Origin of the sequence: Streptomyces sp. NBC_01477 (assembly GCF_036227245.1) — a bacterium.
Taxonomy (GTDB): Bacteria; Actinomycetota; Actinomycetes; order Streptomycetales; family Streptomycetaceae; genus Actinacidiphila.
In genome coordinates, this window is sequence record NZ_CP109445.1 from 1,065,360 (window position 1) to 1,077,593 (window position 12,234).

Genomic DNA, 12,234 nt, shown 5'->3' on the forward strand with positions numbered 1-12,234 from the left:
CGCATCGGGGGTGGACCGGACATGCCGGTCCGAATGCGCGGAGGTGCACGCGGATGTCCGCAGACGGATTCGACTCTCTGGCAGTGGCCCTGGTGGGGGCGTCGTTCCGGGTGGCGCTGGACCGCCCGGAGGACCAGGTGCTGAACAGCCCGCAGGCGGTCGCCGCCGCACTGATCCGCAAGGACACCGGCCTGCGCGACCAGCGCGCCCTGGCCCGCGCCGTCGAGGCGGCCAAGGACCAACTCGGCGCCGCATTGGAGGCGTTCGACAGCAACCGGCGCGAGCCGGTCACCGCCGAGCAGAAGGACCGGGTGATCGCGGGGATCATCAGCGCCCTGGCAGGCCTGCGCCTGACGCGGGGCGGGATGGCCGCGCTCGGCCCCCGCGGCGAGAGCGTCGACCTCCTGCTGCGGCGGGAGGCGGTCAAGTCCTGGGGCGAGGCGGGCGCGGACCAGGAAGTCCACCGCTACGGACGCGTCCTCATGCGGCACGCCGCCCAGTACGTCAGGTCGCTGGTCAGCCATCTGACCACGGTGGTGGGCGAGGTGGGCCAGGTGCCGCCCGGCATGCTCGTCCAGGCGGTCGAACGCGGCCTGACCGAAGGGGTGGAGGCGGTACGGATCCCCACCGCCCACAAGGACGTCAGCGACGAGGTCAGCACCTTCGAGAGCCAGTACGCGACAGCCGTCATCGAGGCGTACGACACGATGGAGCTGTTCGGCATCGACATACCGGAGATCCTGCGCCGCCAGCCGGTCGACGTCGGCTACATCACCCTGCAGTCCTCGACCCGCGACGCCCGCCACACGGACGGCACGTCGCGCGCCAACGTGGACACCATGATCGCCGACGCCTGCCGTGTACGGCGGGACCGCCACGGCCGCCGGCTGGCCGCCCGCCCGGCGCAGCCCGCGGAGCACCCGCGCCCGTACCGCGTACTGCTCACCGGCGCCGCCGGTTCCGGCAAGACGACCGTGACCCAGTGGCTGGCGCTCGGCGCCGCCCGCAGCAGCTTCCCCGAGGCACTGCGGCGCTGGCAGGACCTGCTGCCCTTCGTCATCCAGCTGCGGTACATCTTCAGCGACGGCAAACCGCGCCGCCTCGACGTCGCCGACCTGGCCCGGGTCGCCACCCGGCGGCTCGGGAAGCTGCCGGCCGACTGGCTGCACGAGCGGCTCGACCAGGGCAGGGCCCTGGTGATCCTGGACGGCTTCGACGAGCTGCCGCCGCTTCCGCACCGGCACCGGCACGATGTGTACCAGTGGATCAAGTCGCTGATCACGCAGTATCCGGCCGCCCGGTTCATCGTCACCTCGCGCCCCGAGGGCCTGGACACCTCCTGGTTCGACCGGCACGACTTCGACCACCTGGAACTGGACGCCATGGGGCTGCCGGCGATCCAGAGCTTCGTCCACCGCTGGTATCTGCCGCTGCTGTCGTCGGTCCCCGGCAACCGCAAGAAGGTGTACACCCAGCGCAGGAACCGGCTGCTGGAGCACATCGCCAGCCGCCCGCTGGTGCGGGACCTCGCCGAGACACCCCTGCTGTGCGCGATGCTGTGCGCCTTCTACGCCATCAACGAGACCGTCGAGCCCAGAAGCCGCGCGCACCTGTACGAGCAGGTGATCAACGCCCTGACGAACGCGCGGGAGATCCAGCGGCAGGTGCCGATGGCCGACCAGATCGACCTGTCCGACAAGCGGGCCTTCCTCCAGGCCATCGCGCGGTACATGGCCGACAACGCGCTCACCACCATCCGGCTGCGCCCGCTCACCGCCTTCACCCCGCCGTCCGCGCACGCCTGGGACGAGCTGCGGGAGCACGACCGGGGCGATGTGACGGTCCACGAGCTGCTCACCGACCTGATCAGCGGCTTCGTCGGCTCGCGCACCACGGTCGACCACGCGCTGCGCTACGTCGCCCAGCGCAGCGCCGTCCTCCAGCATGTCGGCGGCAATGAGGTGCAGTTCGCCCACCGCACCTTCCAGGAGTATCTGGCCGCCTGCGACTACGCCGACCGCGGCGAGGCGCAGAGCATCGTGCCGCAGCTGCGCAACGGCGATCCGATCTGGTGGCGGATCGCGGCGTTCGCCGCGGCCAAGTGCAACCGGCGCGACGCCAGCGCCCTCGTGCGGAGCCTGATGGCGGAGGCCGACAGCTCACCCGACCAGCGCCGGGAGCTGCAACTGCTCATCGCCGAGTGCGTGAGCACGGCCAAGGTCGAGCTGGAGATCGTCGAACCCGTCCGGGCGCATCTCGCCGAGATCTTCCCGCCCCGCGACCGCGACGAGGCCGCCAAGCTCGTGCGCTCCCGCAACGGGGACCACGTACTGGGCTGGCTCGCCGGGCACACCCACGACCCGGCCTGGGCGGACGCCTGCATCGTCGCCGCCGCGCACATCGGCACACCCGAGGCCATGACGCTGATACGGGACTACGCCGTGGACCTGACCGGGAAGGCCACGACGCCGGCCTGGGCCCGGGAGGTCCTCACCGAGGTGTGGGACCGCTTCGACCCGACGGACTTCGCCCGGCGCGTGCTCAGCGAGGTCACCTTCGGCGACGCGACTGTGCACATCGACACGGCGGCCAAGATGAAGGCGGTCGGCCAGCTCCCCGCGGTCCGCCGCCTCGTCTTCGGCGGCAGCGCCGGATCGGCGCACGCGGACCTCGATTCCTGGAAGGGCCTGCACAGCATCGAGGAGCTGGACTGCACCGCGCTCAAACTGCACAGCCTGGACGGTATCGACGCCCTCGACACCCTGGTGTCCCTGAGTTTCCTCGCGGGCGAGCTGCTGCGGGACTTCACCCCGCTGTCCGCGCTGACGGGGCTGCGGCACCTGTTCGTCCTGCAAGGCCGGCACATGACCGACGGGGCCTTCCTGGCGCCGCTGCGCAACCTGCAGAATCTGCTCCTGGACAAGCCGGAATTCGACGACTGGTCCTGGCTGCGACCGCTGGCGGAGCTTCGCAATCTGCAGGTCTCCGGCGGGACGCTGCACGACCTCGACGCGCTGCGGCACCTCGGCGACCTGCGGACCCTGCGGCTGAACCCCACCGGCGGGCTGTACGACGCCGCCTCCCTCACCGAGCTGCGCAGCCTGCGCCGGCTGAACCTGACGCTCGCCGCGGACCGGCCGGGCCCTGTCGTCCTGCCCGACGCCTCCGAGAGCCGTCTGCGCGAGGTGACCCTCAACGGCAGGCCCACCCGCGCCGATGTGCAGAGCGTGGCGTCGTGCGGTGTCCTCACGCTGCTGAGCGCGAGCAGGGTGGAGGACCTGACGTCCCTGTCCGCCGTGGAGCCGCTGCACCGCCTGCGCCAGCTCAAGCTGGAGAACTGCCGCTCCCTCACGGCCATCGACGGCATCGGCGGAATGCGGGACCTGCGACGCCTCGACCTGAGCGGCAGCGCCGTCCAGGACCTCGCACCGCTGACCGGCCTGACGCACCTGGAGGAGGTCGTCCTCGAACGCTGCTCGGCGCTGACGAACATCGAGCCGCTGCTCTCCCTGCCGGCCCTGCGCCGCGTCAGCTTCGACGGGATCAGCGACTGGCTCCCCCTCGACGTGATCGACGAGCTGAAGGACGCCCGCTCGGTGAACGTGAACTTCGACTCCTACCTGATGGTCGGCCACGGAAGCGCCTGACCCGGCGGGCCGCGAGATGACGCTCCCGCGCCTTCCCCGGTCGTACGGCGGCGGCGGGCGCGCGTGACGTCCGCCTGCTCCCCTCCGCCGAGCTGCCCGCCCGAGCGGCAACGGGGCTGCGCTCAGCGGGACTTGTCCTCGTCGGCCAGTCGGGCGCGGGCCTCCATCAGGGCGAAGCCGAGCAGGTTCTCGCCGCGCCAGCGGGCGGGATCGGTGGCGCGGTCGTCGGAGGCGGCGAGCCCGATGCCCCACAGCCGGTCGCGCGGGCTGGCCTCGACCAGGATCCGCCTGCCCGTGCCGAGCAGGTACGCGCGCAGGGCCGCGTCCTGCCCGAACTTCGCGACATTGCCCGCGACGACCAGATCGAAGCGGGCGGCAGCCCATCGTGCGTCATCGAAACCGCGGACCAGCCGCCCGAGATTCTTGGCCTCGGCAGGGGTGCGGGCGCCGAGCACCGCCGCGAGCGAGGCGTCATCGCCGAACAGCCGGGCCTTGCCCGCCATCATCCAGTGCTCCGCGCTGCCGTACGTCACACCGTCCACGGTGAACGACGAAGGCCACCACTGGCTGAGCACGCCCGGGCCGATCGAGCCGTCCCGCTGCGGCCGGTGTCCCCAGAACAGCAGCCACTTCGCCGGCGCTCCGGCGGCGATGAGCGCCGCGAGGTCTTCCCGCGTGCGGGCCTGAACCGTGTCGGTCGTCTCCATGGCAGGAATCCTCGCAGCCGCCACCGACACCGGCCGAAGGGTTTTCCCGGCCCGGTCCGCTGGTCCGTCCGTCTCCCGGAATGGGGACGCGGACGCCGGTGTTGTGGCGGTAATGAACGATTCGCACCATGATGCCCCCGTGTCCTCCGCGGACGATGACGCCACCCGTGAACGCCTGGCGGACGCCCGCGACGCCACGAGTGCGCAGATCGCGGCGCTGAGCCGGGAATACGACGGAATCGTCGAGGCGAACTCCCTGGTCGCGGTCGATGACGAGCATGATCCCGAGGGGTCGAGCACCGCCTTCGAGCGGGCACACATCGGCGCCCTGCTGGGGCAGGCGCGGGACCACCTGGTCGCTCTGGACCTCGCGCTGGAGCGGCTCGACCGGGGCGGGTACGGCCGGTGCGAGGTCTGCGGCGAGCCGATCCCGCAGGAACGCCTCGACGTGCTCCCGGCGGCCACCACCTGCGTCCGGTGCGCCGCCGCGTCCCGCACGCGCTGACCTGGTCATATCTGCGGGGAATTGCCGCACCGGCTCGGGTCGGCGGTCGGCTGCCTTTCCGCGCGGCGAAGGTCCCCACGGCCGCCCCGGCTGGCGGCCCCGCGGCCCCCGCCCGGCGTCTCAGGCCAGCAGCAGCATGCGGTCCCAGGTCGGCGGGACGCTGGTCGCGGCGGCCAGCAGGGCGAGCGCCGTACCCGCCGCGCCGGTCAGGAAGCCGGGGTCCCGGAGCCGGTTCGGCCCGGCCAACTCCACCAGCTGGCCGGTCAGTTCGACCGCGGCCGTCGCGAAGAAGGGGTCGCCGGTGTCGTGCGCGAACCGCAGCGTGATCTGGAGCAGACCGGCCACACCGTGGCACAGGCCGGCCTCCGGGTGGGTCCGGTGCCGGGCCAGCGGCCGCCGCAGCGCGGCCGTGACCGTACCGGCCGCGACGTCCCGCAGCGACCGGTCGTCGAGCGCCACGCCCGCCAGCCACAGGGACCGGGCGATCCCGGGGCTGCCGTAGCACCACGAACTGTCCGCGGCGGGGGTGGCCGACCGGTCGGGCAGGGCGACCAGCCGCGGCCAGTCGGGGCCGAAGCCGTCGTCCGCACGCTGGGCGAGCAGCCAGCCGGCCGCCCATTCCACGGCTTCCCGCTGCCCCGGGACGGAGACGCCGGCGCCGAGGGCCAGCGCGAGCAGTGCCAGCGGGCCTGCGATGCCGTGGGAGAAACCGCAGTTGAGAGCGCCGCCGGGATAGAGCCTCGGCAGTGCGTCGCCGCTCAGGGCCGCGGCCGGCGTGTGCCAGTGCGGCACTCCGGCCCGCTCACCGCACAGCGCCACCAGCGCGCCGAGCACATCGCTCAGTGCCGCCGCCGCGCCTGGTTCCGCGGCTCGGCACAGCAGGTAGGCGCCGGTGCCGGTCAGCCCGGAGATCACATCGAAGACCCGGGCGGCCACGCCGTGCGTACCGCCGCCCAGCCCGCGCGCCCCCGCGGTCGCCGCGTCCTCGATGCCGCGGTCCAGCACCGCGAGCACACCCTCGTCGGCCGCCACCGTACGGGCGGCGAAAGCCAGCCCGCCGAGGCCCCGGTAGAGGCCCGCGGTGCGCACCGCCCCGGGTCGCCCGGCGCCGCGCAGCGCGGCGGCGAGATAGCCGCCGGCCGGTACGTCCCAGCCCTGCCCCGGCAGGCAGCGGTCCAGCTGGTGGAAGGCCAGGGCGAGGCCCGCGCCGCCTGCCGCCAGGTCGGGCGGGACCGCGCGGGGGGCGGTGCCCGGCCGCCCGACCAGGGCGGCCACCGTACGCAGCGCCGCCGCTCTGGCGTCCTCGGGCAGGACGCAGGCCCACTGCGGCGCTGTCAACCTCGGCACCGTCCCCGTACGAGAGGGCTTGTGCGGACGCGGCGAACCACGCCCGCACAAGCCCGGCGTATCACTACCGGCCGTCACCGGACGGAACGGCGCACAGGTCGGTGTCCTCGAAGCTGTGGTGGCCGGTGTCGCAACACATCATCGGCTCCAGCAGCTGCTCGTCCGTTTCGGGCAGTTCCTGCAGTTCCAGTACCTGGGACTCCATGGTGCTGTCTCCCTTCGGGTGTGCTTCTCGGTGTTCTTCTCCTGGTGCCGGCGGCATCAGGGCCGGTCAACGGGTGTCGACCAGCCACGAACGGCTGCCGCCGTGTCTGAGGCGCAGCAGAAAGTCCAGTACGCCGGCGTAGCCGACGTGATAGCTCGCGCAGATGTCGCGCAGGGTGTCGTCCGGCACCACCAGCCGCCCCTGCCTGCGGGCCGCTCTGACGAGGAGGGCGGTGGCGCTCTCCCCCGCCCATCGGCGGTACCGCTCCTCGCCGGTCGCGTCCGCGAGGTCGAGCAGCAACTCCGCGTTGCCGGACACGCCGTGGCAGTTCCCCGGGCCGAGCCGCCAGCGGTCCTGGTGCACGGCGACCGCCGCACGCTCGGCGAACTCGCGGAATTCCCCGACCCCGGTCAGCTGCCAGAGCCGGACGAGGCAGGTGCCGATACCCGAGGCGCCGTTGCACCAGAAGTTCAGACCGGTGCGCTCGGTGCGGCCCGGCCCCTTGGGCCAGAGGGCCGAGTCGCCCCGCCGCTCGGCGACGGCGCAGAGCGCGTGCCCGGCGCCCACGGCGATCTCGATCAGGTCGGGCCGGTCCAGGTCGCGCCCTGCGGCGAGCAGGAAGGCGGCCTGCCCGGCGACCCCGTGGCCGAATCCGTACGAGCCGCAGCCGGCCAGCTCCGACCGGTGCTCCGGCCCGAGCGGCCAGTCCACCCCGCCCTTCGCCTGCGCGGTCAGCCGGACCACCGAGTCCGCGCACCGCGCCGCCCGCGCGGCGAAGCGCTCGTCGCCGGTCGCGTGCCACAGGTGCAGCTGCGCGGTCCCGGCGCCGGCGAGGCCGTGGCAGATATCGGGGTTGTGCCAGTCGAGCGGAATACGCAGCGCGTACTCGGTCGCGCGCCCCGCCAGCGCCTCGTCGCCGAGGGTGCGGGCCGCGCTGTGCAGGGCCCACGCCGTACCGGAACGGCCGAAGTACAGGCCGGGCAGGACGCGGCTCGGCCGGGTCAGCCGCTCGTCCAGCCATCGTGCGGCGGTGCGCAGCGTCGGCTCGGCCGAGCTGTGGCCGCAGCGTACGGCCCGGTCCAGTACGGCCAGGATGCCGGCCGCGCCCATCTGGACGTTGCACGCGTCGCCTTGGGGCAAGGACCGCGGCCGGTCCCACAGGTACGCGCCCGCCGGGTCGATCGTCCCGGCGAGGTGGGCCAGGCCGTCGGTGAGCAGCCGGTCGGCGGCCGGCGCGCCGGCCTCGCCGACCGGGGTGCGGGACGACGGCGGTACGTCGGTCTCGCCGCTCGCGGTGCGGGACGGCGGCGGTGCGCCCGGGGCGGGTGCGGGCCGCGTACGGAGGAACGCGTCGGCTGCTGCCAGCGACCAGCGGGAGGCGCGATCCGCGGTGAGGCCCAGGACCAGGGGCGCGAGCGCGCGCAGCGCGGGGAAGGCCGGCATGGCGGCGTGGACGATCGCCGCGACCCGCTCGCTGTCCGTCCTGGCGGCCGGCAGGTCGGGGGTGAGGACCGGGTTGATGCCGGCGGTGACGTACAGAAGGGTGGCACCCAGGCTGTAGCAGTCCGCCTCCGGACCGGGTGCCGGAGGCTCGGGCCCGCGGCCGGGTTCGGCGGCGCGCAGGTATTCGGGGGCGGTGAAGCCCCGGGTGCCGACCACCGGTGCGGGTTCGCCCGGGCGGACGGCGCACTCCATGTCGACAAGGACGGGCGTCTCGTCGGCCGCCAGCATCACGTTGCTCGGCTTGAAGTCGCGCAGGACGAACCCGGCCGCGTGCACCTCGCCGATCAGCCGGGCGAGTTGACCCGCCAGCCGCCGCGCGACGTCGACCGGGATCCCGCCGTCGGCCCGCGCCGCGCGGTCGGCGGCCCACTGCTGGAGGCTGTCGCCGTCGATCAGGTCCTCGACCAGGAAGACGTGCCCCGCGGCTTCGACGACGTCGCGCACGGCGGGGGTGATTTGCCGGGGTGCGAGCAGGGCCAGGACGTCGGCCTCGTGGCGGAGCCAGTCCCTGGCGTCCCGCCCGCTCGGCTCGGCACCGACGTACGGCCGGGCCTCCTTCAACAGGACGTCGTCGCCGGTGTGTTCGTCGCGGGCCCGGTAGACCCCGCCCCGGTTGGAGTGCCGGATGGCCTCCCGCACCAGATACCGGTCGGCGATACGCACCGGGCTGCCGGGTCGGCGGGCCGGGGCCGGCGCGGGCGGATCGAACGGCAGCCGGGCCCACGCGGGCGGTGAGAACCACGGGTTCCGCTGGTCCGGCACGAGCGTGCCGTCGGGGGCGCGCAACTGCCCCTCGTAGAAGCCCTCGTCGTTCAGCTCGCGCGGCCTGGCGAAACAGCCGTAGCGGTAGTAGACCGCGCTGTCCGGCCGGTACCGCCGGTCGGAGAGGATGGCGGGGCCGCCCAACCCGAGCGTCGCCTCGTGCAGTTGCCCGGCGAGCAGCCGTAACTGGTCGTCGTCCGCGGGGTACGCGGTGAGGAACTTGCCCGACTGCCCGCGTACGGCCCGCACCGAGTTCATCTCGGCGGCGACCCGAGGGGTGACGGCGAACTTGAACGCGCAGGTGTTCAGCGCGAGCACCCGGGCAGCGGACTCCAGCAGCTCGCACGCGGAAGCCGGAGCCGCGGACAGATGGAGCTTCCAGCCCTGCTCCCGGCGCACATGCCGCGACGGTGTGACCATGCACCAGGTCTCGTGCTCCTGAACCCGCCAGTCGGCCGCAACGGCCGCATCCCCCAGAACTCGCTCGGCGATCGCTCGATAGCTCGGAGTCACCCGATCAGAGTGGCATGGGATCAGGTGTTCGGAGGCGCTTTACCGAAAAGACGCCGCCATGGGGGATACGGGCTGTTCTCGGCCACGGCCTGGTGCGTAAGTGATCCCAGGGACAGGGCTGTTCACGCCATCCGGTGTGCCCGGGGGCCGGACTGAGTAGCCGTACTCATGCGACGGGCGGGGAGCCGGCGGGACGATGGGGTCGGCCGGGCGCACCGGCCGGTCGGCGCGATGAGGGGACGGCATGGGCAGATTCGTCGGGACGGTGCTGGCGCTCGGCGTCACCGCGGGCGGCCTCGCCCTCGTCTACGCTCTCGGCGCGCCGCTGGACGCGATCCTGGTCGCGGCGGCCGGCACCCTCACCCTGGTGTGGCTGCTGCTCCTGCTGACGGTGCCGTGGAATCTCCACTTCCGCGCGAACACCGTGCTGGCCGAGATCGCGACCAGCCGCGACAAGGGGCTCGACATCGCGGAGAGCCGCGACGCCGAGGCGGCCCGTATCGCCCGGCTGATGCTGCGCGCGGCGGTGGCGGGACACCTCGCCACGGCGGCCCTGACGGCGGGCGCCGCGGTGCTGACCGGGAAGTCCGCGGGCTACTGGCTCGCCGGTTTCTTCCTGCTGAGCACCGTCTTCCGCCCGGTCGGCGCCTACTTCGCGCAGCTCCGCGGTCGCCTGAGCACGCTGCTCAAGGACGTCAGCTTCCCCCGTGACGACGTCCTTGAGCTGCGTTCCCTGGTGGACAAGGTCGACGCGGGCGGCAAGGTCCTGGAGGAGAAGGCGGAGGAGCAGTACCAGGCCCTGGCCGAGATCCGCCGGACCATCGACGCCCTGACCACCGCCACCTACGCCCGCGCGGACGACACCGACCGCAGGATCGCCGCCCTGGGCCGCCAGTTCGAGTCGACGGTGAGCCGTCTGACCGACAACCAGGAGGTCATCAGCGGCATCAAGGCCTTCCTCCGCCTCCTGCGCACCCCCGACGCCCTGGCCGACCCGTCCACTCGGTGACGCGTACCGTCCTTCCGTGAAGGTCCACGCGCTCCGCGCCGGGCTGATCCGGGCGTGCCGAACCTCTGGGCCGGCTTCGCATCCGGCTGCTGGGCAGGGGCGACGTTCCGGCTCGGGCGGGCTACAGCGCGTGCGGGTACGCTCGCGCTCGAAGCGGTCAGCAACGAGGTCGCCTTCCTCCTCGGCCCCGCCCTCGCGGTGCTGGCGGCGACCCGGCTGCACCCGGCCGCGGGTACGGTGCTGGCGGGGGCGCTCGTGGTCGGCGCCGGACTGGCCTTCGCGGCGCTCGGCCGTACGGCCCCGGCGCCCGTCGCGACGGGCGCGGCGACGCCCGCCGCGGATCGTAAGGCCGCCCGCCGCCCGGGGACTCTGCTGAGCCGGAGTTTCGCCACCCTGCTGGCGGTCAACCTGGCCCTGGGCGTCTTCTTCGGCTCGATGCAGGTCTCGGTGAGCGCCTTCGCCGAGGTTCACCACGCCGCCCCGGCGGCCGGATTCCTGTACGGGCTGAAGAGCGCGGCGAGCCTGCTGGCCGGTCTGGCCTACGGGCGACACCGCCGGCGGACGCCGCCCGCGGCCCAACTGCCCTTGATCCTGGCCTTCCTGGCCTGCGCATCGCTGCTGCCGCTGTTGGCGGGCACCCCCTGGCAGCTGGGCCTGGCCCTGCTGCTCCCCGGGGCGGGCGTCGCTCCGTGCATCATCGTCTCCTCGACGCTTGTCGAGTCGGTCATGGACCGCTCGGTCCTGACCCAGGCCTTCACCTGGACGAACTCCGCGAGCGCGGCGGGCATCGCCGTCTCCGCCGCCGCGGTCGGCCGGCTCGTCGACGGCCCGGGCGGCCCGCGAGCCGGCTTCACCGTCCCCCTCCTCGCCCTGACCGCGACAGCAGCCCTGACCTGGTCCAATCGCCCCGGCGGCCTCAGTGCCGGCGGCAGCGGCGCGGACCCGGGCCGGCGCCCGGCGAGCCGGTGGTACGAGCACGAGTGATCGCACCGCCTACGGACGTCCGCACGCGTGTACGCCCAACAGCGTATTTCCTGTCCTGGGCGGCGACAGGAAGGGTCTGGCGGCATGGGTTCCGTGCAGGGGCCGTACGGGACCGCGGGGACCCTCGGGGGCCGGAGGAGGCACCGGCCGCCGAACCCTTCCCGCCGGCGACCGCCCGGCGCGACGCCCTGACGTGCAAATTCCCGAGATAATGGAACATACGTCCACAGGACTATGCCACCCGCCCTTGCCGAATGACGCATTCCACGGGTGAACCGTTTTCGGACGCCGGATTGGCCATTTCGAGGAGGCGGAAAACCGCCGACGGACTCAAGGACGCCGACCAGCCCTGACTGTACGTCAGGTCATGGCCAAAGCTTAATCCGTACACATATTCGTTCGCGACGGAATGTTCGAATACCCTGCGGTCATGCGCAGGTCCACGCCCTATTCGAAACTTTGTCCACCCCCGGCGGCCCCTACTTACCCGCACTTTCCGGTTTGAATCAAAGAGATCCCGCCCCGCGGCCGGCAACCCGCATTGAACCGGCCACCGCCCGACCGGTTCGCCGACTTTCGGACACGCCATGACGCCTCATGTAGTCTGGCGTGACCGCGGAGAGGTTCACTCCGCAGCGGATTCGGTTCCTTATAGGACCGGTAATGAGATGAAACGTCGCCGACGAGAACAGGTGGAGTTGTGGCTAATCCTTTCGACGACGAGTCCGGCACATTCGTGGTGCTGGTGAACGACGAGGAGCAGCGCTCGTTGTGGCCGGCCCATATCGACATTCCAGGCGGTTGGCGCACCGACGGACCTGAGCGTTCGCGCCAGGAGTGCCTGGACGCGATCGACAACGCGTGGACCGATATGCGCCCCGCCAGTCTGGCCCGGGCAATGGAGGCCGACGCCCGCTAGACGGGGCCCCGGCTGTCCGAAAGCGCCCGGCCGGCGAGTCCCCGGGCGCTCCACCCCCCACATATCCCATAGACGCGTCGCCCCCCTGGCGGCGAGCAGGTCCGCGTGATTGCTCCAACGGGCCGACCGTACC

9 protein-coding genes are annotated in these 12,234 nt (G+C 72.8%); 5 read left to right on the plus strand and 4 right to left on the minus strand.

Features of this window, described 5'->3' with window-relative positions; genetic code table 11:
• Nucleotides 1–53: 53 nt before the first annotated feature.
• The gene (locus tag OHA86_RS04215; RefSeq protein ID WP_329172596.1) at nucleotides 54–3,647 is read left to right on the plus strand and encodes an NACHT domain-containing protein; all 3,594 of its coding nucleotides are present in this window, start codon (nucleotides 54–56) and stop codon (nucleotides 3,645–3,647) included.
• Between the two features lie 122 nt (nucleotides 3,648–3,769).
• On the opposite strand, the gene OHA86_RS04220 is transcribed toward OHA86_RS04215, so the two are convergent.
• Nucleotides 3,770–4,354 carry an NADAR family protein gene (locus tag OHA86_RS04220; protein ID WP_329172598.1) on the minus strand — a complete coding sequence of 195 codons (585 nt, stop codon included), beginning with the start codon at nucleotides 4,352–4,354 and terminating at the stop codon, nucleotides 3,770–3,772.
• A 112-nt stretch (nucleotides 4,355–4,466) separates the two neighbouring features.
• Between OHA86_RS04220 and OHA86_RS04225 the strand changes: the two genes are divergently transcribed.
• The gene (locus OHA86_RS04225) at nucleotides 4,467–4,859 is read left to right on the plus strand and encodes a TraR/DksA family transcriptional regulator (RefSeq protein WP_329172600.1); all 393 of its coding nucleotides are present in this window, start codon (nucleotides 4,467–4,469) and stop codon (nucleotides 4,857–4,859) included.
• Nucleotides 4,860–4,979: 120 nt separating this feature from the next.
• Here the strand turns inward: OHA86_RS04225 and OHA86_RS04230 are convergent, their stop codons facing one another.
• From OHA86_RS04230 to lanL, 3 genes are all read right to left on the minus strand, one after another.
• Entirely contained in the window at nucleotides 4,980–6,197 is a 1,218-nt protein-coding gene (locus OHA86_RS04230; protein WP_329172602.1) for a lanthionine synthetase C family protein, read from the minus strand.
• A 73-nt stretch (nucleotides 6,198–6,270) separates the two neighbouring features.
• On the minus strand, nucleotides 6,271–6,411 hold the full coding sequence (locus OHA86_RS04235) for a hypothetical protein (RefSeq protein WP_329172604.1): 141 nt from the start codon (nucleotides 6,409–6,411) through the stop codon (nucleotides 6,271–6,273).
• A gap of 66 nt (nucleotides 6,412–6,477) precedes the next feature.
• Entirely contained in the window at nucleotides 6,478–9,096 is a 2,619-nt protein-coding gene (gene lanL / locus OHA86_RS04240; RefSeq protein WP_329172606.1) for a class IV lanthionine synthetase LanL, read from the minus strand.
• Between the two features lie 337 nt (nucleotides 9,097–9,433).
• On the opposite strand from lanL, the gene OHA86_RS04245 reads away from it, so the two are divergent.
• From OHA86_RS04245 to OHA86_RS04255, 3 genes are all read left to right on the plus strand, one after another.
• The gene (locus tag OHA86_RS04245) at nucleotides 9,434–10,198 is read left to right on the plus strand and encodes a hypothetical protein (RefSeq protein ID WP_329172608.1); all 765 of its coding nucleotides are present in this window, start codon (nucleotides 9,434–9,436) and stop codon (nucleotides 10,196–10,198) included.
• A gap of 54 nt (nucleotides 10,199–10,252) precedes the next feature.
• A complete protein-coding gene (locus OHA86_RS04250) occupies nucleotides 10,253–11,182 on the plus strand; it encodes an MFS transporter (RefSeq protein ID WP_329172609.1) in 930 nt (309 codons plus the stop codon).
• A 700-nt stretch (nucleotides 11,183–11,882) separates the two neighbouring features.
• Nucleotides 11,883–12,101: an MbtH family protein gene (locus tag OHA86_RS04255; protein ID WP_329172611.1), complete on the plus strand. Its 219-nt coding sequence runs from the start codon at nucleotides 11,883–11,885 to the stop codon at nucleotides 12,099–12,101.
• The last annotated feature ends 133 nt before the right edge of the window (nucleotides 12,102–12,234 follow it).

Excerpts from the sequence above, each read along its gene's own strand:
- OHA86_RS04245 (WP_329172608.1), top strand. The coding sequence starts at position 9,434 with ATGGGCAGATTCGTCGGGACGGTGCTGGCGCTCGGCGTCACCGCGGGC.
- OHA86_RS04215 (WP_329172596.1), top strand. The coding sequence starts at position 54 with ATGTCCGCAGACGGATTCGACTCTCTGGCAGTGGCCCTGGTGGGGGCG.
- lanL (WP_329172606.1), bottom strand. The coding sequence starts at position 9,096 with ATGGTCACACCGTCGCGGCATGTGCGCCGGGAGCAGGGCTGGAAGCTC.
- OHA86_RS04220 (WP_329172598.1), bottom strand. The coding sequence starts at position 4,354 with ATGGAGACGACCGACACGGTTCAGGCCCGCACGCGGGAAGACCTCGCG.
- OHA86_RS04235 (WP_329172604.1), bottom strand. The coding sequence starts at position 6,411 with ATGGAGTCCCAGGTACTGGAACTGCAGGAACTGCCCGAAACGGACGAG.
- OHA86_RS04225 (WP_329172600.1), top strand. The coding sequence starts at position 4,467 with ATGAACGATTCGCACCATGATGCCCCCGTGTCCTCCGCGGACGATGAC.